This is a genomic window from Limnobacter sp. (genome assembly GCF_036846585.1).
GTDB lineage: Bacteria > Pseudomonadota > Gammaproteobacteria > Burkholderiales > Burkholderiaceae_B > Limnobacter.
The window spans coordinates 1-23,316 of sequence record NZ_DAIUBR010000009.1 but is presented as its reverse complement, the minus strand read 5'-3'; the positions used below and the strand labels follow the sequence as shown (position 1 = coordinate 23,316).

General features: G+C 51.9%; 16 protein-coding genes, 2 tRNA genes, 1 pseudogene and 1 CRISPR repeat array. Of the genes and pseudogenes, 14 read left to right on the top strand and 5 right to left on the bottom strand.

The window, feature by feature from the left end; genetic code table 11:
* Positions 1-58 precede the first annotated feature (58 nt).
* The 3 genes from V7028_RS06095 (at position 59) to V7028_RS06085 (ending at position 2,271) form a co-directional block, all read left to right on the top strand.
* Positions 59-134 (top strand) — tRNA-Val (locus V7028_RS06095).
* 25 nt (positions 135-159) lie between these two features.
* Positions 160-236: transfer RNA gene (locus V7028_RS06090), tRNA-Asp, on the top strand.
* 130 nt (positions 237-366) lie between these two features.
* The gene (locus tag V7028_RS06085) at positions 367-2,271 is read left to right on the top strand and encodes a SurA N-terminal domain-containing protein (protein WP_334119205.1); all 1,905 of its coding nucleotides are present in this window, start codon (positions 367-369) and stop codon (positions 2,269-2,271) included.
* 482 nt (positions 2,272-2,753) lie between these two features.
* Here V7028_RS06085 and V7028_RS06080 read toward each other — a convergent pair whose 3' ends face one another.
* Positions 2,754-3,407, bottom strand: a complete 654-nt coding sequence (locus tag V7028_RS06080) for an arylesterase (RefSeq protein ID WP_334119204.1) — start codon at positions 3,405-3,407, stop codon at positions 2,754-2,756.
* On the opposite strand from V7028_RS06080, the gene V7028_RS06075 reads away from it, so the two are divergent.
* Complete coding sequence (locus V7028_RS06075; protein ID WP_442918696.1) at positions 3,406-4,086, top strand: ABC transporter ATP-binding protein; 681 nt, start codon at positions 3,406-3,408, stop codon at positions 4,084-4,086. The two genes, V7028_RS06080 and V7028_RS06075, sit on opposite strands and share 2 nt — an antisense overlap.
* On the opposite strand, the gene V7028_RS06070 is transcribed toward V7028_RS06075, so the two are convergent.
* On the bottom strand, positions 4,036-5,712 hold the full coding sequence (locus V7028_RS06070; protein WP_334119203.1) for an NAD(P)H-hydrate dehydratase: 1,677 nt from the start codon (positions 5,710-5,712) through the stop codon (positions 4,036-4,038). The two genes, V7028_RS06075 and V7028_RS06070, sit on opposite strands and share 51 nt — an antisense overlap.
* A 104-nt stretch (positions 5,713-5,816) precedes the next feature.
* Here V7028_RS06070 and purL point away from each other — a divergent pair, with 104 nt between their 5' ends.
* From purL to V7028_RS06030, 9 genes are all read left to right on the top strand, one after another.
* Complete coding sequence (purL, locus tag V7028_RS06065) at positions 5,817-9,860, top strand: phosphoribosylformylglycinamidine synthase (protein ID WP_334119202.1); 4,044 nt, start codon at positions 5,817-5,819, stop codon at positions 9,858-9,860.
* Positions 9,861-9,878: 18 nt separating this feature from the next.
* Positions 9,879-11,267 (top strand): AAA family ATPase, encoded by a 1,389-nt coding sequence (locus V7028_RS06060; RefSeq protein ID WP_334119201.1) that lies wholly within the window; start codon positions 9,879-9,881, stop codon positions 11,265-11,267.
* Complete coding sequence (locus V7028_RS06055) at positions 11,267-11,983, top strand: retron system putative HNH endonuclease (protein WP_334119200.1); 717 nt, start codon at positions 11,267-11,269, stop codon at positions 11,981-11,983. The genes V7028_RS06060 and V7028_RS06055 overlap by 1 nt, the downstream gene beginning before the upstream one ends.
* Positions 11,984-12,023: 40 nt before the next feature.
* Entirely contained in the window at positions 12,024-13,163 is a 1,140-nt protein-coding gene (locus tag V7028_RS06050; protein ID WP_334119199.1) for a patatin-like phospholipase family protein, read from the top strand.
* Positions 13,164-13,232: 69 nt separating this feature from the next.
* On the top strand, positions 13,233-13,529 hold the full coding sequence (locus tag V7028_RS06045) for a helix-turn-helix transcriptional regulator (protein ID WP_334119198.1): 297 nt from the start codon (positions 13,233-13,235) through the stop codon (positions 13,527-13,529).
* Positions 13,519-14,775 carry a type II toxin-antitoxin system HipA family toxin gene (locus V7028_RS06040; protein ID WP_334119197.1) on the top strand — a complete coding sequence of 419 codons (1,257 nt, stop codon included), beginning with the start codon at positions 13,519-13,521 and terminating at the stop codon, positions 14,773-14,775. Before V7028_RS06045 ends, V7028_RS06040 begins: the two co-directional genes overlap by 11 nt.
* A gap of 304 nt (positions 14,776-15,079) precedes the next feature.
* Entirely contained in the window at positions 15,080-15,610 is a 531-nt protein-coding gene (locus V7028_RS06035) for a transposase (RefSeq protein WP_334119196.1), read from the top strand.
* Between the two features lie 88 nt (positions 15,611-15,698).
* A complete protein-coding gene (locus V7028_RS15300) occupies positions 15,699-15,791 on the top strand; it encodes an IS3 family transposase (RefSeq protein WP_442918695.1) in 93 nt (30 codons plus the stop codon).
* Positions 15,792-15,821: 30 nt separating this feature from the next.
* Positions 15,822-16,226: a DDE-type integrase/transposase/recombinase gene (locus V7028_RS06030; protein ID WP_334119195.1), complete on the top strand. Its 405-nt coding sequence runs from the start codon at positions 15,822-15,824 to the stop codon at positions 16,224-16,226.
* A 34-nt stretch (positions 16,227-16,260) separates the two neighbouring features.
* Here V7028_RS06030 and V7028_RS06025 read toward each other — a convergent pair whose 3' ends face one another.
* On the bottom strand, positions 16,261-17,301 hold the full coding sequence (locus tag V7028_RS06025; protein WP_334119194.1) for an IS481 family transposase: 1,041 nt from the start codon (positions 17,299-17,301) through the stop codon (positions 16,261-16,263).
* A 116-nt stretch (positions 17,302-17,417) separates the two neighbouring features.
* On the opposite strand from V7028_RS06025, the pseudogene V7028_RS06020 reads away from it, so the two are divergent.
* Positions 17,418-17,642 (top strand): annotated as a pseudogene (locus V7028_RS06020) (IS3 family transposase); the annotation flags it as partial.
* 90 nt (positions 17,643-17,732) lie between these two features.
* Positions 17,733-21,420: direct repeats of the CRISPR family, unit length 28 nt; unit sequence TTTCTAAGCCGCCTGTGCGGCGGTGAAC.
* Between the two features lie 143 nt (positions 21,421-21,563).
* Here V7028_RS06020 and cas6f read toward each other — a convergent pair.
* Together cas6f and csy3 are read right to left on the bottom strand one after the other, a co-directional pair.
* Positions 21,564-22,217 (bottom strand): type I-F CRISPR-associated endoribonuclease Cas6/Csy4, encoded by a 654-nt coding sequence (gene cas6f, locus V7028_RS06015; RefSeq protein WP_334119193.1) that lies wholly within the window; start codon positions 22,215-22,217, stop codon positions 21,564-21,566.
* Positions 22,218-22,222: 5 nt separating this feature from the next.
* Positions 22,223-23,254 (bottom strand): type I-F CRISPR-associated protein Csy3, encoded by a 1,032-nt coding sequence (gene csy3, locus V7028_RS06010; protein ID WP_334119192.1) that lies wholly within the window; start codon positions 23,252-23,254, stop codon positions 22,223-22,225.
* Between the last annotated feature and the right edge of the window lie 62 nt (positions 23,255-23,316).

Sequence of the window (23,316 nt, the reverse complement as noted above, 5' to 3'; positions counted from 1 at the left end):
TCACTAAGAAAAAGAGCAAAGCTTCACAGCAAAATTCTTCAGAAATAGTGAATACGTCGGGTGCTTAGCTCAGTTGGTAGAGCGGAGCCCTTACAAGGCTTAGGTCGGGAGTTCGAGCCTCTCAGCACCCACCAACATTGCGGAACAGCAACCAACTCTGGAGTGGTAGTTCAGTTGGTTAGAATACCGGCCTGTCACGCCGGGGGTCGCGGGTTCGAGCCCCGTCCACTCCGCCAAACAAAAAAGGGAATCTTCGGATTCCCTTTTTTCATTTCCCGCCTCTCGCCGGGCCGTGCACGGTTTTCCGGTGTGCACCTTCAGGTATAGTATTCGCTTGTCGTTCAACGCTTACACCACTTACAAAACATGTTTGAATTCATTCGCAACAATCAAAAGATCATGCAGTTCGTTTTGCTGCTGTTTATTGCCCCCGCATTTGCCTTGTTTGGCCTTGAGGGCTACAACACGGTCAGCGCCGATGCGAACGCGCTGGCCATTGTTGGCGACCACGCAATCAGTCAGGAAGAATTTGATCAGGTGAAGCGGGAGCGCATTGAAGAAGCACGTGCGCAGTCTGGTGAGAATTTTGATCCCAAGGTGTTTGAGTCCCCTGAGGTTAATCGCCAGCTGCTTGATACACTGGTGCTGCAATACCTGTTGCAGCAGTCTGTTCAGAAGCAGTATTTGACTGCCTCAGACAAAGCCTTGGCCAACGACATTGCCAACACACCACTGTTTCAGGTGGATGGCAAATTTGACCTGGAAACGTATAAGCGTGAGCTGGCTGCGCGTGGTTTGACGCCGACCCAGCACGAGGCCAATGTGCGTTTTGGCTTGGCCCGCAACCAGGTGCTTGATCCGGTGCTGCGTGCATCGTTTTTCCCGAACACACTGAAAACACAGCTGGACGATGTGCAGTTGGCCGGCCGGGTTGTGCGTGTGAAGAACATTGACCTGGCACCGTATGTCGCGAAGGTGAATATTACGGATGAACAGATTTCCGCGTATTACGAACAAAACAAGGCGCAGTTCATGGCGCCGCAGAAAGCAGATGTGGAATATGTGGTGTTGTCGCCCGACACCATCAAATCAAAAATTGAAGTAAGCGACGCAGATGTGGCTGCTTACTACGAACAAAACAAGGCGCGTTTTTCAACGCCTGAGGAGCGCCGTGCGCGCCACATTTTGCTGGATGCAGAGAAGGAAGGTGCTTCCGCGGATGACTTGAAAGCCAAGGCCGACAAAGTGCTTGCTGAACTGAAAGCAAACCCGGGCAAATTTGCCGAACTGGCCAAGCAGCATTCCACTGACACGGGTTCTGCCACGCAAGGCGGCGACCTGGGTTTTTTTGGCAAGGGCGCGATGGTTCCTGAGTTCGAGGAGGCCGTGTTCTCTCAAAAGAAAGGCGAGCTAAGTGGGTTGGTAAAAAGCCAGTTTGGTTATCACATTGTTGAAGTAACAGATGTTCGCGGTGGTGAAGTGCAAACACTTGATGAAGTGAAGGCACAAATTTCCGATGAAATAAAAGGCCAGAAAATGACGGCGCTGTACGCGGATGCGCAGGGTCGGTTTGCTGAGTTGGTGTATGAAGGTGGTCAATCGTTTGACAATGTTGTGAAGGAGCTGGGTGTTACCACGGAAACATTCAAAGGGCTCACGCAGGCAGCACCCAATGCGCCTGCTGCATTGAAAGATGGCAAGGTGATGGCCGAAATTTTTTCAAGCGATTCAATTGACAGCAAGAACAACACCAAAGCTGTGCCGGTGGGTGACGCCATGGTGTCTGCCCGCATTGTGAACTACACCGCTGCCGCAGCGCGTCCTCTTGATGAAGTGAAAGCGGCAATTCAGGCACGCTTGACGCAGGAAGAAGCAAGCAAGGCAGCCATGAAAGATGCAGAGGCGTTGGCTGCGAAACTGGATACTGAAAAACCCAAGGCGGGCTCAGAATTGCTGCTTGAATTCGCAGATGCAAAAACCGTGTCTGCCCTGGGCGCAGAAGGCTTGTCTGGTTTGGTAGCGCAGTCGGTATTGAATACGGGTGTTTCTGAATTACCCAAGGCCAAGGTAATTGGTTTGGGCAACACTGGTTATGCAGTGGCTTGGGTAGAAAGCAGTGCGCCTTCTTCTGATATCAAGGCGAAGGCTGATCCTCAAGTGGTGCAGTACTACGAGAACATTGCAGGGCAGGTGTATCAGGAAGCTTTGTTGCTGGCTGCACGGGATGCGATGAAGAAGCGGGTGGAAGTAGAGATCAAGAAGACATTCTGATTCTGATTCTGGTTCTGGTTTGCAGATTGTCATTCATTCTGCCTTGATCAAGTCGAATTCCCCGTATTGATTCTGGCTCAGGGTATGCGAAACGCAATGGCGTGTTCGCATTGACCTGGCGGTCGCCCCTCGCTGCGAATCAAGCCTGGCGCCTTGATCTTGAATCGGCAGAATGATGCGACAATTCTGCAAACCCTGATGAATCAACTCGCATCCTCGCCAAGTCACCAGCGGTTTTCTGCATGTGCGAAGTTCGCACTGCCGTCATTCCGCCTTCAAGAAAGCCTGCCCGTTTGAGTTCACATGCCACGTTCGGCTGCAAGCCGACACCGAGCCCGGCCATCTGTTTTGCCGGGATCGGTGAGTCAGTGTGAACTTCAAAAAGGGAAATACAGGCTTTCTGGCGGAGGAGGGCATGTAGCCACGTACATGCCAGGCAATAAATAATGTGACTTCGCCAACAACACGAAGTCGCGCATCAGTCACTTCAACGTCGCAGAAAATATCGGCCAGATGTTTTCCAGTATCTTCGGTTGCGCCCCGGCATTTGGATGAATGCCATCGGCCTGAAATGCGTTCGGGTCAAGCGCAAACCCGTCCAGCATAAAAGGCACCAAAGGCACTTTCTGTTTGCGGGCAACTTCCGTGAATGTATTGCCGAACCGGCGTGCATAGGCCGGGCCGTAGTTCGACGGAATCTGCATGCCGATCAACACCGCTTGTGTTTCATTTCTGCGTGCGGCGACCATCATGTTGGTCAGGTTGTCTTTCATGGTGTCAAGCGACAACCCCCGCAACCCGTCGTTTGCGCCCAGTTCCAGAATCATGTGTGTGGGTTGGTGTTGTTTCAGCAGCGCAGGCAAGCGTGTTTTTCCGCCAGCAGTGGTTTCACCTGAAACAGATGCATTCACTACCACGCAGTGCGGGAACTTTTTTTCCAATCGCTTATCCATCAATGCAACCCAGCCTTGCTCCTTGGCCAGACCATAGGCTGCAGACAAGCTGTCACCCATCACCAGAATTTTGCATTCTCCAGATGTCGCCGCTGCAAAGCTGGATACACTGGTGAGCATCCCGAGTGCGATCAGGCCCAGTGTCAAAGCATTTTTAATTTTTTGAGTTGTAAAGGCAATCATGAATCGTGTGATCCTCGATGTCGAAGGTTTAAATCAATTGGTTCAGGACGGGCAAAACAGTCTGTCCATCCTGGACAATATTTCATTCACTATAAATCAAGGCGAAGCGGTTGCCATTGTCGGTGCTTCTGGTTCGGGCAAGTCCACCTTGTTGGGCATGCTTGCAGGTTTGGACATTCCATCTGGCGGTGCGGTTCGCTTTTTGGGTCAAGACTTAACACAACTTAACGAAGACAGGCGTGCAACGCTGCGCGCAGAACATGTAGGCTTTGTTTTTCAGTCGTTTCAACTGCTCGATCATTTGAGTGCCTTGGAAAATGTGATGTTGGCGACCGAACTGACCCCCATGCCCAATCGCGAGAAAGCGTGCCGGGACATGCTTGAACGGGTGGGTTTGGGTGATCGTTTGCGCCACACGCCCAAAACGCTTTCCGGCGGTGAACAACAGCGTGTGGCATTGGCCCGCGCTTTTGTGCGCAAGCCTACCATTGTGTTTGCCGATGAACCTACCGGCAGCCTGGACTATGTGACCGGGCAACGCATTATCGATTTGATGTTTGATCTTCAAAATGAGCAAGGCACCACGCTGATTCTGGTAACCCATGATGAAAAACTGGCCGCCCGTTGCTTACGGCAATTGACCATTGCGGCGGGCGCTTTGGTTCAAGAGGTGGTTTAAACAAACTTTCATGCGCTGGGCAATTTCGCTGGCGTGTGAAATCAGCAGGCCTTCGCGCTCACCTGTTTGCTGTTCAACGGCCAGCCCGTGTAAATGTACTGCCAGCGCTGCGGCATGGAATTCGCCCAGGCCTTGGCCCAACAGTGCGGCTATCGCACCTGCCAGCACATCGCCGCTGCCTGCTGTGCCCAAAGCGGGGCCACCCGTGGTGTTTATTTCCATGTGCTGCGCCTTGCAGATCAGGCTGCCGGTGCCTTTGAGTACCACGGTGCAGTCAAACTGTTTTGAAATGGCTTGCGCCGCGGCAGGGCGATCCATCTGCACCATGTCGGTGGTACTTTGCAACAAGCGCGCTGCTTCCAGCGGGTGCGGGGTGAACACCATGGCCCGCCCGGCATGCTTTTCCCGGTAATGTTTGAAACGGGCCCGCAGTGCGGAACTGGATGCCAGCAAATTCAATGCATCCGCGTCCCACACCATGTGCAGGCCTTTGTCATGTTCAAGCAAGGCGAGAAGCATGTTCACCGCGTCTTCACTTTGCCCAAGCCCGGGGCCAACCACGGCAACATCGGCAAAGGTCAGGTTGTCTTCAATGCCTTTGTTCATGATTTCTGGAAACAACACGTCCAGAAATGGCGTTTGCCCCTGCAGCTGGACATCGGGCAGGTGCAGGTCGGTTTCCGTCAGCAAGCTCAGGGCAACTCGCCCACAGCCCAGCATCAGGGCAGTTCTCGCACTCAGCAGGCAGGCGCCCACCATGCCGCGCTGGCCGCCAAGCACCGCGATGCCTCCAAAGCTGCCTTTGTGGTGCTGGTGGTGTCGCGCGGGTAGTCGATGCGTTAATTCCTGCCTGGAGCGGGCGTGAATGACCGCTCCAAGTTGCGCCGCTTCAAGAAGTTGATGCAACACGGCTTCACAGCCAAGTGCATCAACCCACACATTGCCTGCAAGTGTTTTGCCGTGGCCGGTAAGCAAACCGTGTTTGCACGCCATGTAGCTGAAGGTGGTGTGGGCTTGTATGGCTGCGCCGGGTGCAAGGCCGGTGTCGCAGTTCAGGCCACTGGGGCAGTCCAGGGCGTACACACGCACCGGCTGGCGTTGGGCGTTGACGTGTTTGATCAGTTTTTCAAACAAACCCGATGGGGCGCGGTCGCAGCCAATGCCCAGCAAACCGTCAATCACGATGGTGTTGGGTGCAATGTCGGGCAGTTTGCTGTGTGAATCAAATTCCTGGGGCTGAACGCCATGGGCCAACGCCCACAGCACGGCTTGCATGCGGTCTTTGCTGGCGGCCTTGCCCTCGGTCAGTTGCAGCAGTTCCACCTGCATGCCCTGGCGTTTCAGCTCGCCCGCCACAATGCAGGCATCGCCCCCGTTGTTGCCGGGGCCGGCCAACACCAGGCAGCGCATGGAGCGGGGCTCGCTGTGAACAATTTGATCCACGATTTTCAGGGCAGAACGAATACCGGCAGCTTGCATCAGCAGAAATGAGTCAATCTGGCTGAAGGCGGTTTGCTCGAACATCCGCACCTGCGCCACCGACAATACTGGCAGGGTGTTCAGCCCCGGTTGCTGCCAATTGGCGTGTGTCAGGTTTTCAGGGTGAAGCTTGATCAGTTCAGGCATGCGTATTCCATGGAAATTCAGGGTGGTTTATCAAGGCTTTGGCCTCAGAAAGTGGGCTGTAGCACTTATAATTCAAGATTACCTCAACCACCCCCTCTGCTGTCATGTCTCTTGCCCTGTCTTCGGCTGATCAATTCGATGTTTCTACCTTCCACGGCGCGTCTGCCCTGTCCGCATTCCGTGCCGAAGGCCTGTTGAAGAGGCTGCAAGCCATTGATTCGAATGTGTCGGCTGTTCGCGCCCATTTTGTTCATTTTGTGGCCACACGTGGTGCACTGCAAGGGCAGCAGCGCGATGTAATGGAAGGCCTGCTGGATTACGGCCACGCCGCACTGGCACTGGATCGGGTTGATTCGAGTTGTGTGGTGGTTCCCCGCTTGGGTACGGTCAGCCCATGGGCTTCGAAAGCCACCGACATTGCACACAACGCAGGCTTGGCCAGTGTTGTGCGCATGGAACGCGGCATTGAGTTTCAACTGACTTTCAAGAAAGGTTTGCTGGGTGGAAGCAAATTGCCCGAAGGCCAGGCTTTGCAAGCGCTGAAGGCTGCCCTGTACGACCGAATGACCGAAACCGTGCTACCCGATGAATTCGATGCGAAAAGCCTGTTTTTGCCCCTGCAGGGCAAAAGCCTGCAAATTGTGGAACTCCGCGAGGGCCGCAATTCACTTGTGAAAGCCAACAGCGAACTGGGCTTGGCATTGAGTGAAGATGAAATTGATTACCTGCTGGAAGCCTACACCGCCATGGGCCGTTCGCCTACCGATGTGGAATTGATGATGTTTGCGCAGGCCAACAGCGAGCACTGCCGCCACAAAATTTTCAATGCCACCTGGACCATTGATGGGCAGGCCCAAAGCGAAACCCTGTTCGGCATGATTCGCAACACCCACAAAACCACGCCGCAAGGCACGGTGGTTGCGTATTCCGACAATGCCGCTGTTATTGCCGGTGGCAAGGCGGAACGCTTTTTTGCTGATGCAGATGGTGTTTATCGCCGGCACGAGGAAACCACGCATTTCGTGATCAAGGTTGAAACGCACAACCACCCCACTGCCATTTCGCCCTACGCAGGTGCGGCCACAGGTTCGGGTGGTGAAATTCGCGACGAAGGTGCCACTGGCCGTGGTGCCAAGCCCAAGGCTGGCCTGTGTGGTTTCACCACCTCGCATTTGCGTTTTGAGGGTGGCAAGGAAAGCTGGGAAAGCGGGCAAGACGCTTTGGTGCCGCTGGAACAGCGTGGCGACAAGCCGCAGCCTGTCGGTATTCCCACGCGCATTGCCACACCGGAACAAATCATGATCGATGGCCCCATTGGTGCGGCTGCGTTCAACAATGAATTTGGGCGCCCGAACCTGGGTGGTTATTTCCGTACATTCGAGCAACGCGTGGGTGACCGGATTTATGGTTATCACAAGCCCATCATGATCGCAGGTGGCTTGGGCAATATTCGTGAAGTGCACACCCACAAATGTGATTTGCCTGCGGGCAGTTTGTTGATTCAACTGGGTGGCCCTGGCATGCGCATTGGCATGGGTGGTGGTGCAGCTTCATCGATGAATGCGGGCACCAACACCGAGTCGCTTGACTATGATTCCGTGCAGCGTGCCAACCCTGAAATGGAACGCCGCGCACAGGAAGTGCTTGACCGTTGCTGGACCTTGGGCGTTGCCAATCCGATTTTGAGCATTCACGACGTGGGTGCTGGTGGTATTTCCAATGCCTTCCCAGAATTGGCCGATGCATCGAACAAAGGCGCGGAATTCGATTTGCGCAAAGTAAACCTGGATGAAAGTGGCCTAAGCCCTGCTGAAATTTGGTGCAATGAATCGCAAGAACGGTATGTGATGGGCATTGCCCCTGAATCGCTGGAACTGTTCACGCAACTTTGCGAACGCGAGCGTTGCCCCTTCTGCGTGGTGGGCTTTGTGACTGACGAGCGTCAGCTGAAAGTGCTGGACGCGGAAAGCGCAAGCAGCCCCGTGGACATGCCTATGGAGGTGTTGCTGGGCAAGCCGCCGCGCATGGAACGCAACGACAATCGCGTAGAAACCGTGAAAGCGGAAATGGACATGACCCAAACCGAATTGGGGCAAGCCATTGAGCAAGTGTTGAAATTCCCGGCTGTGGCTTCCAAGCGGTTCCTGATTACGATTGGCGACCGCACCGTGGGTGGCTTCACAGCGCGCGACCAAATGGTAGGCCCGCACCAGGTGCCTGTGGCCGATGTGGCCGTGACCATCGACGATTACACCGGCTACGCAGGCCAAGCCATGGCGATGGGCGAACGCACGCCGCTGGCCATGTTGAATGCACCGGCTTCAGGCCGCATGGCAATTGCTGAAAGCATTACCAACTTGTTGGCTTCGCCTGTTGAAAAACTGGAAGACGTGAAGCTGAGTGCGAACTGGATGGCCGCTTGCGGCACACCGGGGCAAGACGCTGCGCTGTTTGACACAGTAAAAGCCATTGGCATGGACCTGTGCCCGCAATTGGGCTTGGGCATTCCTGTGGGCAAAGATTCGCTTTCCATGCGCACTCGCTGGAACGAGGGCGATGTGCAGAAGGAAGTGTTGTCACCGGTCAGTTTGATTGTTACAGCGTTCTCGAAAATCAATGATGTGCGCGGCACGCTAACGCCTGTGTTGAACACGGCTGAAGACACCGTGCTGGTGCTGGTGGATTTGGCACGCGGCAAAATGCGCATGGGTGCCAGCGTGTTGGCGCAGGTGACCAACCAGTTGGGTACTGATGTGCCCGACGTGGAAGACGCAAGCGACATCAAGAACTTTGCACAGGCTTTGAATGCACTGCGCGAGAAAGGCTTGGTGCACGCTTACCACGACCGTTCCGATGGTGGACTGTTGGCAGCTCTGGCAGAAATGAGTTTTGCAAGCCGCTGTGGTTTGTCGATCAACCTGGATTTGATCACCATCGACCCTTATTCGGCCGATTGGGGCGACTTCAAGATTCGCCCCGAGCAGGTCAGCGTGCAGCGCGGTGAACTGACATTGAAAGCCCTGTTCAACGAAGAACTGGGTGTGGTGTTGCAAGTGCCCGCAGCGCAAAAAAGCGAAGCCATGCAGGTGCTGCGCGACTTCAATTTGAGCAAGCACAGCAATATTATTGGCAAGCCCAATGACCGCGATGTAGTTGAGTTTTACCGCGACGCCAAGTGCATTTATTCCGAAAGCCGCGCCAAGCTGCAAAGCATTTGGGACGACACCAGCTACCAAATTGCCAAGCGCCGCGACAACCCGGCCTGTGCGGAAAGTGAACACAAAGCCGCAGCCGAATTGCCCAATGCCTTGGTGTGGCACCCCGGCTTCAATATCACTGAAAACCCGGCAGCGCCTTTCATTGCCACCGGTGTAAAACCCCGCGTTGCGGTGCTTAGGGAGCAGGGCGTGAACGGTCAGCTTGAAATGGCGGGCGCATTCACCTTGGCAGGTTTTGAAGCAGTGGATGTGCACATGAGCGACCTGCTTACCGGCAAACGCAAGCTTTCTGATTTCCAGGGCTTGGCTGCGTGTGGTGGCTTTAGCTACGGCGACGTGCTGGGTGCCGGCGAAGGTTGGGCCAAAACCATTCGATACAACAGCGTGCTGGCCGATCAGTTTGCAGAATTTTTTGGCCGCAACGACGTGTTCGGTCTGGGCGTGTGCAATGGCTGCCAAATGATGGCCACCCTGGCGGATTTGATTCCCGGTGCGGCGCATTGGCCCAAGCTGATGCGCAATGAAAGTGAGCAGTATGAAGCGCGCTTGGTGAATGTGAAAATCAACAAAACCCCATCGATATTGTTGAGCGGCATGGAAGGGTCGGTCGTGCCCGTGGTGGTTGCGCACGGTGAAGGCCGCGCCGACTTTTCACGCCAGGGCAACCACAGCCAATTGACTACTGAAAGTTTGGTGGCTGTGCAATATGTGAATTCGCAAGGCGAGGCCACACAACAGTACCCGTTCAACCCCAACGGCAGCCCCGAGGCACTGGCTGGTTTCACCACGCCAGACGGCCGCTTTACCATCATGATGCCGCACCCTGAACGTGTGTTCCGCAACGTGCAAATGAGCTGGGCGCCGAAAGACGCTGGCGAGTTTTCGCCGTGGATGCGCCTGTTCTACAACGCACGCAAGGCTTTGGGTTAATTTAAACGAGGGTTCAAAATGAGCGAAGAACCGAGGGTTAGCCTTGTCATACAAAAGCTACGGCTGCGGGATTACCGTTGTTTTGAAAGTATTGATATCGATTTTCACAAACAGCTCACCGTTCTTGTCGCTTCCAACGGTGCGGGTAAAACCTCGATTCTTGATGCCATCGCCGTTGCGTTTGGCCCTTACATCGGCGCATTCGATGAAAGTGTCGGAAAAGGTTTTGAGTCTAGCGATATACGTTTAACAAGAGTTCGCAATACCAAAACCAATGAAATGGAGTATGCAGCGCGCGGAGTAGGACTTGAAGCGACAGGCGTAATTCCTTATAGCCAAATGGACTTGGGTTTTGGTGAGGAGCTCTTTTCTGTTTCTTGGGAAAGAAGCCTTGCGGGTCCAAACAAGAAAACGACAATCAAAGATGCCAAACAATTAATTGATGCGGCTAAGAAATTTCAGAGCGCTGTGCGTACTTCAGGTAGCAATGTGACACTCCCCTTGTTGGCGTACTACGGCACAGGTCGATTGTGGCAGCAAAAAAATCTTACCCAGGCAACTCTGCTCGGAAAATCCCGCACCATTGGATATACAAACTGTCTTGAACCTGGCTCAAGCTACAAATCGTTCGTCGCCTGGTTCAAGTACTGGAGTGAAAACGCTTTCAACGAGCGCTACAAAGCGAATGAGTCCAGCCTTGTTTATGAGCCAACTGAATTTGATCATTTTATTGAAGCTGTAAGCGGTGCGGTGAATATTTGCCTTGAGCCTGCTGAATGGAAAAATATTTCTTACTCACCTTCTCGCAAAGAATTGGTTGTAGACCATGATCAACACGGTCAATTGCCTGTATCGCTGTTGAGCGACGGGATTCGTAACATGATAGGTATGGTGGCTGACATTGCGTTTCGCGCGACCAAGTTAAACCCACACCTTGGTGCAGCGGCAGCGAAAAAAACCGATGGTATTGTGTTGATTGATGAAGTGGATATGCATCTGCATCCGAAGTGGCAACAATGTGTGCTGCAAAGTTTGATGTCGGCTTTTCCTAGCGTGCAATTCATTGTGAGCACCCATAGTCCCCAAGTGTTAAGCACAGTTTCACGCGAAAATATCCGTGTGATCGGGCCTGATATCAGTGGTGAAACTATTGCTGTACCGCCGTTGGCCATGACTTACGGCGAGCCTAGTGGCGATGTAATGTATAGCGTAATGGATGTTGATCCACAACCACCAGTTAAAGAGAAAGTCGACCTTATGCGATTAACCGAATTGGTTGATCAGGGCGACTATCAAAGTGTTCATGCCACCCAGTTGATGCAGAGTTTGCTTACCTCTTTGGGTGACAAGCATCCGCAATTGCTCAAACTCCAACGCAGTATTCAACGCCAAAAGGCGTTGAAATAATGAGGACTATCACCAAGCAAGGCAGCGGTGGTTATCAACTTGGTAAATCCCACGCCAATCCGCCATTGACTGGCGGGCAGGCTACCAGTCGCTGGAGTAGTTTCGTTGACAAAGTCAATGTATTACAGAGCTTGCTTGACGAGCAATACCAACTTTGCTGCTACAGCGAATTGCGTGCAGATGAACTTGGTTTGGGGTACCACATTGAGCATGTTGAAAACAAATCACAGAATCCACTACGCACATTTGATTACATGAATCTTGCTGCCAGTGCACTTGATAGTGAGAACGATTTGAGGGTGTTCGGTTCAGACGCTTTCGGTGGGCACGCACTGGGTAAAAAGAAAGCAGTGGATATGAATCGCTTTGTGTCTTGCCATCAGTCGGATTCCCAGCGTTTTTTTGCTTATCTTTCCGATGGGCGTGTAGTTGCTTCGAAAACACTCGACGAACAAGATACTGACAAAGCAAACTACACCATCGATTTGCTTAACCTGAATAGCCCTTACTTGATTATCAGACGAGGGCAGTGGTGGGCAGAACTTGAGCAGCTTTTTCAAGAGCATCAAGAAAAAGGTTGGAGTCTGGATGACCTTGTTGGTCTTGAGTTGGTGCCCAGTCAAAGCCTTTTAAGAAGTTTTTTCAGTTTGACACGCCAGTTTTTCGGCATGGTGGCCGAAAGAACATTACAGCAACATGCACCAAAACTTTTATGATTATTGATACCTGTTTACAACTCGCACGCAAGGCTTTGACTTGAGTAGAAAACACACACAAAACGAATGGAAAGAAAAATCCGTCCTGGTGCTTCAAGGCGGTGGCGCGCTGGGGTCGTATCAAGCCGGTGCATATGCCGCCCTGCACAAGGCAGATTACGATCCGGACTGGCTGGCAGGCATATCGATCGGTTCTGTCAATGCAGCAATTATTGCTGGCAATCCACCCGATCAACGTGTTGAAAAATTGCGTGCGTTTTGGGAACAGGTTTCTTCAAACCTGCAAATGCCGCAGCTTTTTTTCGGTGATCAAGGGCGCGAGTTTTATAACAGAATCAATGCGGGCCTGGTTGCGACCTGGGGTGTACCGGGGTTTTTCAAGCCGCACAATCCATTCGCTGTGTGGAATCCGTTTTACCCGGCAGGCGATCACAAAATCAGCCTGTATGACACCACACCGCTGAAAGAAACACTGCTTGAACTCATCGATTTTGACCGGCTCAACAACGGGGAAATTCGTGTGAGTGTAGGTGCCGTGAATGTTAAAAGCGGCAATTTCACCTACTTCGATTCACAAAAAATTGAAATCAAACCGGAACACATCATGGCCAGTGGTGCGCTTCCTGAAGGCTTTCCACCCATCGAAATTGATGGGGAATGGTATTGGGATGGCGGCCTTGTTTCGAACACACCGCTGCAGTATGTAATTGACGCACAAAGCCAGGATGACTTGTGCATTTTTCAGGTCGACCTGTTCAGTGCCGAGGGCAAAATGCCGGAAGATTTGTTTGATGTTGCGCAGCGAATCAGTGACATTCGTTATTCCAGCCGAACCCGATTGAACACCAAAATTTTTAAACAGACCCAGGAAGTGCGGCACACCATTGCACGCCTGTTGAAAGAATACCCAGACCAGAACATTTTGACGGACAAGGAACTTCGGCTACTGAGGCACTGGAGCTGTGATTCATCCATCACGATTGCACACTTGATTTATCGGCAAAAAGATTACGAGCTGCATTCAAAAGACTACGAGTTTTCAAGGTTGTCGGTTAATGAACACTGGCAATCGGGAGAGGACGACGTCAACTTCACCCTGCAACAACCAGAATGGATCAATCGGACCAGGCCGACCGATGGTGTGAAGGTGTTCGATTTCAAACGGGAAAGAAGCATATGAGTTGCTAAATTGAGTAAAAGAAACTAGTATGTTTCTTTGGTGCGGTTAAGCAACGAATGTGTTCCATCCATGAATTCAATACTTGAACAACTCAAACAGCGCCGAATTGCACTTGGCCTGAAGCAACAAGACATGCAAGTCCTTGTTGGGGTGTCGCGTCAGCAATACCAGCGCCTGGAATCAAAAGGCAACCCACGGCTTGACACCCTGGAATTGATTGCCTTGGGTTTGAAAGCAGATCTGATGCTGATACCGCGTGAAAAGCTGCGTGACGTGCAAGCGCTTTTGACCGGCGAGCGGTTGACGGAGCGTGAACACAGCGAGTTGGTGGACAACCCGTGGAAGGGGCTTCTGGATGAAGAATGAAATGTCGGTGCTGGAGTTGAATTTGCACGGCCGCGTGGTTGGGCATTTGGCGGGGTTTAGCCATGGCCGGAATGTGCTGATTTTCACGGATGAGTTTCGTAATGACCCATATCGCTCAACCCTCGGGTTGATTACGCATCCGGTGTTTCCGAATTCAAGCAAACTTCTGGGGCAACCTTGGGCAAGAAATCAGAAACTCCATCCGCTTTTGTCGAATCTTTTGCCCGAAGGTGCGTTGCGAGAGCTTCTGGCCCAATCCCTGAAAACCCATGTAGACAATGAATTTCAGATTTTTTCCTGCCTCGGCCAGGATTTGCCCGGGGCCTTGACAGCAACGCTGGTTCCTCCTGAAAAAATCCCAAAGCATGTACTTGATGCACATGGCGATGCCAAGTTGATTGGCCTCAACGTGCCTGTTGATGGAAACAAGTTTTCATTGGCTGGTGTGCAGATGAAATTTTCGATGAAGGAGCGTGATGGGCGCTACAACCTGACGACAGGTAGCGAGCTGGGCGATTGGATCGTGAAGACACCTTCCACCAAATACAAACAGGTGCCTGTGAACGAGTTCACCTCAATGAGTCTGGCTGCATTGGCGGGTATTGATATACCCGAGATCAAACTTATTGAGATGGATCGTTTGAACGCCTTGCCGCAGATCAATTTGCCAGATGAAAAACTGGCATACGCCATTAAACGTTTTGACCGCGATGGAGAAACGCGAATTCACATGGAAGATTTTGCGCAAGTGTTTGTGAAATACGCGCATGAAAAATACGATGCTGCCAATTACGAGCAAATCGGCAGAATTCTTTTTCAGTACTCTGACAATGGATTGGCAGACGTACAGCAATTTGCCAAGCGTTTGTTGGTGAATATTTTGCTTGCAAATGGCGATGCTCATTTGAAGAACTGGAGCTTGATTTATCCAGACCGGTTTATGCCGAGCCTGTCCCCTGCCTATGACATTGTGTTTACCCGAGCGTATATTCCGAATGAAGCAGGTTTTGCACTGAATCTTGCAAGAACCAAGGAATGGTATTCAGTGACCACTGAGCATTTTCAGCGGTGGTCTGAGAAATGTGGCGTGTCTTGGCGCGCCATCAAACCGCATCTTGATGAGGTGATGGAGCGGGCCCGTACACTGTGGCCTGGTGCACTAAGCGACTTGCCGATGGATGAAGTGCACAAGGCTGATTTGAAAGCGCATTGGGGTAAGCTGCAAGCTGATTTCAGGATTGAGTGAGGGGGCCATTCAACGCCGACTCTAAGTGCGAGAAGTTTTAACTTCTTTCTGGAAGCGTTGGTACGCCTCCACGTGTTGGTTGAACAGGCGCAGGTTGAGTTTGCGGATGGGCGATGGGAGGTGGTATTTCACGTAGTCATGGCGCCAAAGAAGGCGTTTTTCGAAATCGTACAGCTTGAATGAACCACGACCCATTAAGCGTTCTAGCTCGATTAAACGGATGGCCTCCCCAAGAGCAATACCCACTGAACCGCCCCGGATTTGAACTGACCCACCAGAAGTTGGACAAATTTCAAGGGGTCACATGAGAAAGTACAGAACTGAATTCAAGCTCGAAGTCGTTCAGAGCTTCTTGGCAGGTAAAGGCGGTGCAAAACTGTTGGCTCGCCAGTGGTCGGTGCCAGAGGATAAGATCCGCACTTGGGTTAGCCACTATCGAATGCATGGCATCGACGGGTTACGCCCCAAGCGTAGCGCGTACAGTGCGCAATTCAAGCTGCAGGTACTGTCCCATCAAGACCGCGAACAGCTCTCAAACTGCCAAGTAGCGGCGATCTATGACATACGAAACCCTAACCAAGTCGTGGTCTGGCGACGTAATCTGGATCAAGACGGTATAGTGGCTCTCGAAAGTGGGAAACAAGGGCGTACCAGCTTGAAGACAGAACAACACAGCCAAGCGCCGTCAAACAGTGGCACCATTGACTCGGAACAGACGCTGCGTGAAGAGAATGAGCGATTGCGTGCGGAGGTCGCATACCTAAAAAAGTTGCAAGCCTTGATCCGGGCGAAGAGATCAGCTGCGCGGACAAAGCGCGTCTGGTTGCCGGGTTGAGGCATCACCATAAATTGGTCGACCTACTCCATGTAGCAGACTTGGCGAGCAGTACGTTCTACTACCAGTGCCAGGCAAGCAAAGCGCCATGGAGGCCAGGATCCGTGCTGTATATGACGAGCACAAGGGGCGCTACGGATACAGACGAATCACTGCCGCGCTGTGCAATTCAACGGCGTAACCGATCAACCACAAATGCGTACAACGTTTGATGCAAAAGATGGAGCTGCGTGCATTGATCCGCGCAAGAAAACGATCCCGGCATGTTTCCGGTGTTATCGATGCACACGTGCCCAACGTACTACAGCGAGACTTTGGCGCAACGGCGCCAAACCAGAAGTGGGTGACTGATGTGACAGAGTTCAATGTGGACGGCCAGAAGCTCTACTTGTCGGCCTGCATGGACCTTTATAATGGCGAGATCATCGCACACCGTATGGCAAGACGCCCCATCTTCGAGTTGGTTTCCCACACTCTGCAGGAGGCGCTTTCGCGCACTGGCTGCATATCAGAACTGATTGTGCATTCAGACCAAGGCTGGCACTGCAAGATGCAGCCCTATCAAGCAATGCTGGCAACCCATGGAGTAACGTGTAGTGGTTACGATCTGATCTGACAGTCTCCGTTTTTCTGAAGGCGCGGCTGTCAGGTTAGTTCAAAGCTTTCACTTTCTCATCGTAGGCCTCCTTTCCATCAATCATAGTTTGCATCGGTGTACGTCCGCAACACACCTTGCCCTGATGTGTTCGGTCCTGGTTGTAGTATCGAATCCAGTCATCCAGATCGGCCTGTAACTCGTCCAGCGTGGTGTACAGCTTGCGCCTGAACGTGACCCTGTAAAACTCATCGAGAATCGTTTTGTGAAACCGTTCACAGATGCCGTTTGTTTGTGGGTGAAACGCCTTGGTTTTGGTGTGCTCAATGTCGTTGAGCGCCAGGTACAACTGGTAATCATGCGTCTCTGGTTTGCCGCAGTATTCCGTGCCCCGATCAGTGAGGATTCGAATGACCGACATGCCTTGTTCAGCAAATGCTGGCAGCACCTTGTCATTAAGCAAATCCGCGCCTGTAATTGGGGTCTTGGTGGTGTACAGCTTGGCCGCAGCCCATTTGGAATAGGTGTCCACAAAGGTCTGCTGGTAAATACGTCCAACGCCTTTGAGGGTACCCACGTAGAAGGTGTCCTGAGAACCCAGATAGCCTGGGTGGTGAGTTTCTATTTCACCGTGAACAATGTCGTCCTCTTTCTTCTTCTCCAGGGCGGCCAACTGGGCTTCGGTGAGCAATATGCCTTCCTCGGCTACCTTGGCTTCCAGTGCCTTTAATCGTTTTTTGAAGCTTTCCAGATCATGGCGCAACCACACGCAACGAACACCTGCGGGCGAGATGAACAGGCCTTCTTTGCGAAGTTCGTTGGAAACCCGCGTTTGGCCAAACGCGGGTTGATCCAAAGCCATTTTGCACACAGCATCTTCAACATGTTGTTCAACTCGATTTCGAACGTTGGGTTTGCGTCGATTGGCTTCAAACAAAGCCTCCACACCACCTTCTTCTTTGGCGTGCTGGTAACGGTAAAAAGTGTCGCGAGAAAAGCCCATCATCTTGCAGGCTTTGGAAACATTGCCCAGTTCTTGGGCCAGGTTCAGCAATCCGATCTTGTGTTTGATTGCACTTTGATTCACAGTGTTCATGGGGTTACTCCTTTGGCGATTACTCGCCGTTTTTGATGAAGATTCGCACCTACATCAAAACGGAGAACCCCACCTTTTGGCAAGGTTTGTGTCAGATCAAGTCGGAACTACTGCAAGTAACGCAAAGTATGAGCCGCAAGGGCAACTGTCTTGATAACGCAGTAATCGAAAGTTTCTTCGGTACACTCAAAGCTGGGTATTACCACCTTGCAAAGCTTGACGGCATTGACACGCTCGAAGTCGGGGTTCTCGATTACATCCACTACTACAACCACAAGCGTATAAAGCTCGGATTGCAAGGGCTCAGCCCGGTGGAATATCGGCTGAGAAACACCGTCTAACTGGCGGAACGGCAACCGTCCAACTTCTGGGGGTCAGTTCAAATCCGGGGCGGTTCACTTCCCACAGTGCGCCGGTGGCAAAGTCCACCATTTCTAAGCCGCCTGTGCGGCGGTGAACATTCATATAATCAACGTGATACACGATCAGGTTTTCTAAGCCGCCTGTGCGGCGGTGAACGCAGAACCTTGCAAATTGGCAAGCGCCAGAACTTTCTAAGCCGCCTGTGCGGCGGTGAACTTGAGTCCGTTCCATCGCTTAAGCCTCGTATTTTTCTAAGCCGCCTGTGCGGCGGTGAACGTACGGAAGAGGAGAACTTGCCGGATACATCGTTTCTAAGCCGCCTGTGCGGCGGTGAACGTGTGTTGGTCGGACATCCACCCTGTTTCCGGTTTCTAAGCCGCCTGTGCGGCGGTGAACACACCAGTCAAAGCGGATTCTGAATTGACCAATTTCTAAGCCGCCTGTGCGGCGGTGAACACCAATGTCAAGCAGATCCCGGATGCGGCCAATTTCTAAGCCGCCTGTGCGGCGGTGAACTGGCTGGCACAGTGCGCCCCGTGGCCACGGGCTTTCTAAGCCGCCTGTGCGGCGGTGAACGACTGTCCCGATAACCTTCCCGATCAACCAGATTTCTAAGCCGCCTGTGCGGCGGTGAACCCACGTTGTTAACGGGCAATGAGAACCAGCCATTTCTAAGCCGCCTGTGCGGCGGTGAACCACTGCCCAGAGCAGTTTGTTTTGATGCTAAATTTCTAAGCCGCCTGTGCGGCGGTGAACTTCTGATCGGCCTGACGGCGCATAAAGTTTTGTTTCTAAGCCGCCTGTGCGGCGGTGAACCCTGCTCATCCGCTCTAACTACAATTTCACCTTTTCTAAGCCGCCTGTGCGGCGGTGAACCTTGAAGCGCCGGGCACACCGATTGCCACGCTTTTCTAAGCCGCCTGTGCGGCGGTGAACATCCAGGCGCACGCGCACGTCAAACACTTCACTTTCTAAGCCGCCTGTGCGGCGGTGAACTTCAACTTGAAACCGATACGCCTGTTTTGGGTTTTCTAAGCCGCCTGTGCGGCGGTGAACCTTACCTGTATTGACGGCACCAAGGTATCCATTTTCTAAGCCGCCTGTGCGGCGGTGAACGTATCAGGGTCGGACTTCAATTCTTCCCACATTTTCTAAGCCGCCTGTGCGGCGGTGAACATTTGAAGGGGGGTACAATTCCCCCCTCGATTTTTCTAAGCCGCCTGTGCGGCGGTGAACGAGCATGTATTATGACTTGAAAGACGGCCACGTTTCTAAGCCGCCTGTGCGGCGGTGAACTACCACGAGTAGCGACGCGCCCCGAGAGTTGCTTTCTAAGCCGCCTGTGCGGCGGTGAACGCACACTTTGCCTGGTATCGGGTTAACAACTTTTTCTAAGCCGCCTGTGCGGCGGTGAACCGCACCAGCGAATTCAAATTGCGCGATGTAATTTTCTAAGCCGCCTGTGCGGCGGTGAACAATATCGGCGCGATTGTTGCCGCCATTGCTACTTTCTAAGCCGCCTGTGCGGCGGTGAACTTTGTTGTCAACTGGCGCCCAAGTTACAAAAATTTCTAAGCCGCCTGTGCGGCGGTGAACGGCATCCAACTGCATGCCTTCAGGTGCTTTCATTTCTAAGCCGCCTGTGCGGCGGTGAACCGGTTGTTTTATCAAGGTCATTAGCCCAGAACTTTCTAAGCCGCCTGTGCGGCGGTGAACAATAACCCGCACTAGGCGGGTTTAAGTCCCTTTTTCTAAGCCGCCTGTGCGGCGGTGAACGATCACCGGTTGTTGATCGTCGGGTTTTGATATTTCTAAGCCGCCTGTGCGGCGGTGAACGAAGAGGCAGAACTACGCGAGCAAATCGCCAATTTCTAAGCCGCCTGTGCGGCGGTGAACGTTACCTCAATCGTTGCACTGGTCATGGTAACTTTCTAAGCCGCCTGTGCGGCGGTGAACTGCATGACAGGCTCATATCCGATTTGCTGGGATTTCTAAGCCGCCTGTGCGGCGGTGAACTATAAAACCGCTTGGCTCAGCCGGTTTTTGTATTTCTAAGCCGCCTGTGCGGCGGTGAACTTCAATGGGTCGGATGATCTTACTGTGGGCGTTTTCTAAGCCGCCTGTGCGGCGGTGAACAAAGAATTGCAACATCTGCTCAAGCGCATCTTTTTCTAAGCCGCCTGTGCGGCGGTGAACGTCAGTACGAAAAAGACAAGTACAAGTATCAATTTCTAAGCCGCCTGTGCGGCGGTGAACTAACACATTGTCGCAGCATTGGTTAACATTATTTTCTAAGCCGCCTGTGCGGCGGTGAACCGAACTCCTTGACGGCGCAATTGACACCGTTTTTTCTAAGCCGCCTGTGCGGCGGTGAACGTCAGCGTCCTGATGATATGGCTCGGGTTTCTTTTCTAAGCCGCCTGTGCGGCGGTGAACTCTCTACCGTCAGTGGCGTGATTTTTAAAGATTTTCTAAGCCGCCTGTGCGGCGGTGAACTTTACTTCATCAAGGCGTTTGTCCCGCCATGTTTTCTAAGCCGCCTGTGCGGCGGTGAACGAGGGTATGCGGGCAAGGCAAAACGGCGAAATTTTCTAAGCCGCCTGTGCGGCGGTGAACGTGGTGGGAATTTGCGTACTCAGTACCTTGCCTTTCTAAGCCGCCTGTGCGGCGGTGAACCCACAAGTGTGGCCACGGCTCCGATTTTGTAATTTCTAAGCCGCCTGTGCGGCGGTGAACCTTGCGCTACGCACTGCAGCCTTGCTGCCTCGTTTCTAAGCCGCCTGTGCGGCGGTGAACGGAATGGTCGGGCTTTGTCCAACACCAGTCAATTTCTAAGCCGCCTGTGCGGCGGTGAACTTCCTTCGTCACACATTGCATAGACTCCATGCTTTCTAAGCCGCCTGTGCGGCGGTGAACTCCCACGAAGCAATAACCTTGTCGAATTTAGCTTTCTAAGCCGCCTGTGCGGCGGTGAACATCTAAGCGCACACGCACATCGAACACTTCTCTTTCTAAGCCGCCTGTGCGGCGGTGAACGTCAGGCTGTTGAGTTCGGCTTCACTGAGTATTTTCTAAGCCGCCTGTGCGGCGGTGAACCGGATCAGGAACCACCATTTATGCCTATGACGTTTCTAAGCCGCCTGTGCGGCGGTGAACGTCTACGGCGTTCAGCACAATTCATGGAGTATTTTCTAAGCCGCCTGTGCGGCGGTGAACGGCTGGAACAAAACCCCGGAACTTTTTGGGCTTTTCTAAGCCGCCTGTGCGGCGGTGAACAACGGCTGGAACCGTTGTGTCCAGCTTCAACGTTTCTAAGCCGCCTGTGCGGCGGTGAACGTGTAAGTTTTGAAATCGTTTCGCCTTGTTTGTTTCTAAGCCGCCTGTGCGGCGGTGAACTTATGCACACGGGGTTTTCGATTGCAATTCTCTTTCTAAGCCGCCTGTGCGGCGGTGAACTCAATCTAGGGTTTGTGAACCCAGAACAATAATTTCTAAGCCGCCTGTGCGGCGGTGAACGACTGTTCCGATAACCTTCCCGATCACCCAAATTTCTAAGCCGCCTGTGCGGCGGTGAACCCTTACAGCCTCGATGCCGAGCAGATTTTCATTTTCTAAGCCGCCTGTGCGGCGGTGAACCCTGTCCATCCATACTCGCACGGGTCGATTCATTTCTAAGCCGCCTGTGCGGCGGTGAACAGTTTTCCTTCAAATTCCAGTTTCATTCGCTCTTTCTAAGCCGCCTGTGCGGCGGTGAACAACAGATTTTAGCGAAAAAAATATTCAAAATCATCACGATAGTGCAATTTGGCGAGATTGCACCATCGTGAATGTGGCCGTGTCTAACCACATGAATTCATTGCGAATTGTTAAAGATCAAAAAAGATGGGTGGCAGTAACACTCACCAATGTGGAACGGTGCTGCTGCTGCTTAAACCATAGGTCGAAAATTTTCCTTCGATCATTTGGTCGGTATAAGTTTGTTTAATCGCAAGGCTGAAAGCATGATCACCGCTCAAACTTTTGATTTCAATGTACGGGGATCTAAGTGTTTTAACCTCCATCCTCTTGGCCTGTTCGCTACCGGTATTTTGAATAGCATCTAAAATGATGACATTTTTTTTGTTCCATTTCTCAAGTGCCTTGTCGAAAGATATGTTGTGTCGCTTTGCATGTCGTCTTGCCCATTTTTCTGGACTAGGTTCTTCGCGCTGTCTATTGACTACAAGGTATCGAGTAGCCTTTTCAACAGGTTTAACTCCTTTCATGTGAATGTAGTCTTCAAGACGTTCAAGCCACTTTTTCAAATTAAGACTGTGCAATTTTTCAGGTGTGTCAGCAAATATTCTCGCTCTGGCACCTAAGCTACATGCAACTTTCTTCTCGACTGTCATTTGATTCACATAGTCTGGAAAGCTAATTCCGTATTCCACCTGTTCATTCGAGTCTTTTTGTTCAACAAATGCCAAGTGCAGCTGCATGTACACCTTGCTCCATAGAAAGTAGAGCGGTATTTCCTGACCTGGTAGCAAAGTGATCTCAATGTAGTGTTTCATGGTGTTCAGTCCTTTTCTTTGTCCGAACTTTTACCGAAAACACCACCTCGAACCAAAACTGCCATCACATAATGTTCTTCGTCTTGGCTAGCTAAAGGCTCACCCAATGCAAATCGATCAAACAAACTATAGAAGTCTGCTTTGTCTTTCGGGCTTCTAAACGCTTTTCCCAAATTGGTCACCGCGCCATAGGGCTCGACTGCGATTGGCAATCGATCATTCTCAGCATAGCTTGGATACCATGTGTCAATGGTGCGAATTGCGTTGCCAATTTTTTGTGAATGCATGGCCGCTGTGTCATTGACATGGTACAAAATTTTGCTTTTCTGACCCTTTCCTTTGTCCAGCACCAGTTCTTCACTGGGATACACTTCTTGAGCTTTGCCAACCAAAGCAAATGCTTCAACTTCAAGAAGCAAGAACGGCATTTTCCCGCTCAATGCAGATGAAATTAGAGTGGCCAGTTCTTGAACTTCCGAATTGGTTTGATGAAAGTCGCGCAACGAGAATTCCCGTGCATTGAACTTCCACTGCTTGCCATCAGCGCGTACATGAACTTCAATTTTTTCCGCGCCCACACGGTTACGCCACAAATACCGGGCATTTGCAATGTTCAGCGCGTAGCGATTTGCCAATTCTATAAATCCAGATTTTTCCGTGTATTGCCGAACCACGTCTGGGAAAACTTTGTTGAAACCGTCGCCATTACTTGCAGAGGGTTTGTCAACGCCTCCTAGTACTTTTAGAGTGAAGGTCAACTTCAGTGTGTCCAGGTGTTCCGGCAATGCACAATTGTCCACAGTTTGTAGGTTGGGTTTTTCAACTTCGGCATTGAGTTTCAGCGGATCACTTTGTAGTGCTGGCTTAAGACGATTAGAAATTGTTCCCCGAACAGATTTCTCAATCAGTTTCACGGGCTTGGTCGAAGATTTTTCTAGTCTTTCTTCCCAGCTTGTACCGTATAGAAAACCATCCGATGCAACCAGTTTTTTCTCGAATGCAAGTACGCTTGGAATTACGTCATTTTTCTTAGCCATGTTTATTCTCCTGAGTATTCTGGCTGCGCCAGTGTTTTGCAAAGGTACAAATCGTGATCAAT